Origin of the sequence: Occallatibacter sp. (assembly GCF_049802275.1) — a bacterium.
In the GTDB taxonomy this organism is placed as follows: domain Bacteria; phylum Acidobacteriota; class Terriglobia; order Terriglobales; family Acidobacteriaceae; genus Telmatobacter.
Map to the genome: position 1 here is coordinate 1 of NZ_JBARMD010000468.1, position 1,563 is coordinate 1,563.

The following is a 1,563-nucleotide window of genomic DNA, read 5'->3' on the forward strand; positions in this document are numbered from 1 at the left end:
GGCTTGAACATTTCATCTCCGAGCGGTTCGAGGAACGCATCTCAGCGAAACTAGGACATCCGAAATTCGATCCCCATGGGCACTGCATTCCGACGATAGACGGGAGAATGCCCAAACAGGCGTCGAAACCACTAACAAGCCTTGAACAAGATGGGAGTTTCGTAGTGGACAGCGTCGCGGATCAGGACGCGATCTTGTTAAAGCGGCTTAAAGCGCATGGCATATCGCCGGGCACGCGCATCCAGGTCACCAAGCGATCTCCGCAGGAGTTAAGTCTGCTCGCAGGCCGCCCCTTACGGGTTTTGCGTCTCTCTCGCGCTCTTGCAGATGCAGTCCGCGTCCGCTCTGCAGAATAGAGCAACGATCGACGAAGGAATTATTCGAGCAATCGAGTGATCCGAAGGACGAGGTCCTCCTTGCGGGTTCCATTCATGTTGCGTCGGAACTTAGCTTCATTTCCAACTTGACTAACCTTCTTCCGCCAGGACAGCTGCAAACGGAACCCGAATCAGAAGCCGGGCCGTCAAAAAGCGAGTTCTGGAGGATTGCCTCAGCGATGGATCCGCAGCCAGTGCTCATCGGCACCGGTCAGCCAGTGGGAAGCACTCCAGAGCGCAACCGCAATACAAAATCCAGCCAGCAGCAGAAAGAGTGCAGCCGCGCTGAGCTTTTCGGGGATCGACCACCGAATGTTGCGGAGCCTCCGCTTGCTTCCTTTATCGAAAGTAATGACTCGTGGCATGTCTGCTCCCTGATTGTTCGCAATCGAGATACCGCCATAATGCCCAGTGGCGTTCACAACAAAAGCCTCCGTCTCGCGCAGAGTGAACGGACGCAGATTGCAATTCACTGCGCCCGTTCCTTCCGCGTGAGTTTCTAGAAGTTCAGCGTCACCTTTGCCGTCAGAGCGCGGGGAGTGACGTAATGCGTGCCGCTGAATGTCGAAAGAAAGTTGTAGAGCGCGTACTTGTTGGTGAAATTGATCGCTGTCAGATCGAGGTCCAACTTGTAGTGCTCTTTATGGAAGATGTTGTCCTTGCCGAGCGAGGCGTCGAAAAGATTGCGCGGCGCGATGCGGGGCGGGTTATGGTCGTCATCCTCGGTGTTTGGCGCGGGAATTTGCACCAGGTTCGATTTGTACCCAGCGTTGTCGCACGCGATAAAGCCCGAGTTAGGGGTAGCCGCCACCCCGTCACAGAGAATGTCCGCCTGGAACTGTTGGTCGAAAGTGAGTCCGCTGAGGTCCACTCCCGGTTGGCCGTTCGGCAAGGTGATTCCGCCACACGGGCTATTTGCGCCTGTGGGGTTGTAACAGGGGACTGATCCTGCCACGAGTCCGCTGTCATAGCGCCAGTTGAATCCGCCCCACAAGCCGCTCAGTACGCTGGCGTGAGAAAGCGTGTATTGAAGGTGCGTGGTCTGGTTGAACTTCTCGTCGTGATCGATTCGGAAGGGAAATCCGCTTTGGCCCACCGTAGCTCCGGCTCCGGCTGACTGGGGAGGGAAGAAGCGAGCGGCAACGGATGACGCTACAAAATAGGCACTGAAGCCACGAACCACCGG

At 56.4% G+C, this 1,563-nt stretch carries 2 protein-coding genes and 1 pseudogene; 1 reads left to right on the forward strand and 2 read right to left on the reverse strand.

Features of this window, described 5'->3' with window-relative positions:
• Positions 1-356: metal-dependent transcriptional regulator (locus tag WA354_RS16130; protein ID WP_472814046.1), on the forward strand; the 356-nt coding region annotated here is incomplete at its 5' end.
• A 194-nt stretch (positions 357-550) separates the two neighbouring features.
• Here the strand turns inward: WA354_RS16130 and WA354_RS16135 are convergent.
• Positions 551-850 (reverse strand): hypothetical protein, encoded by a 300-nt coding sequence (locus WA354_RS16135; protein ID WP_472814047.1) that lies wholly within the window; start codon positions 848-850, stop codon positions 551-553.
• Between the two features lie 26 nt (positions 851-876).
• Positions 877-1,563: pseudogene (locus tag WA354_RS16140) on the reverse strand (TonB-dependent receptor); the annotation flags it as partial.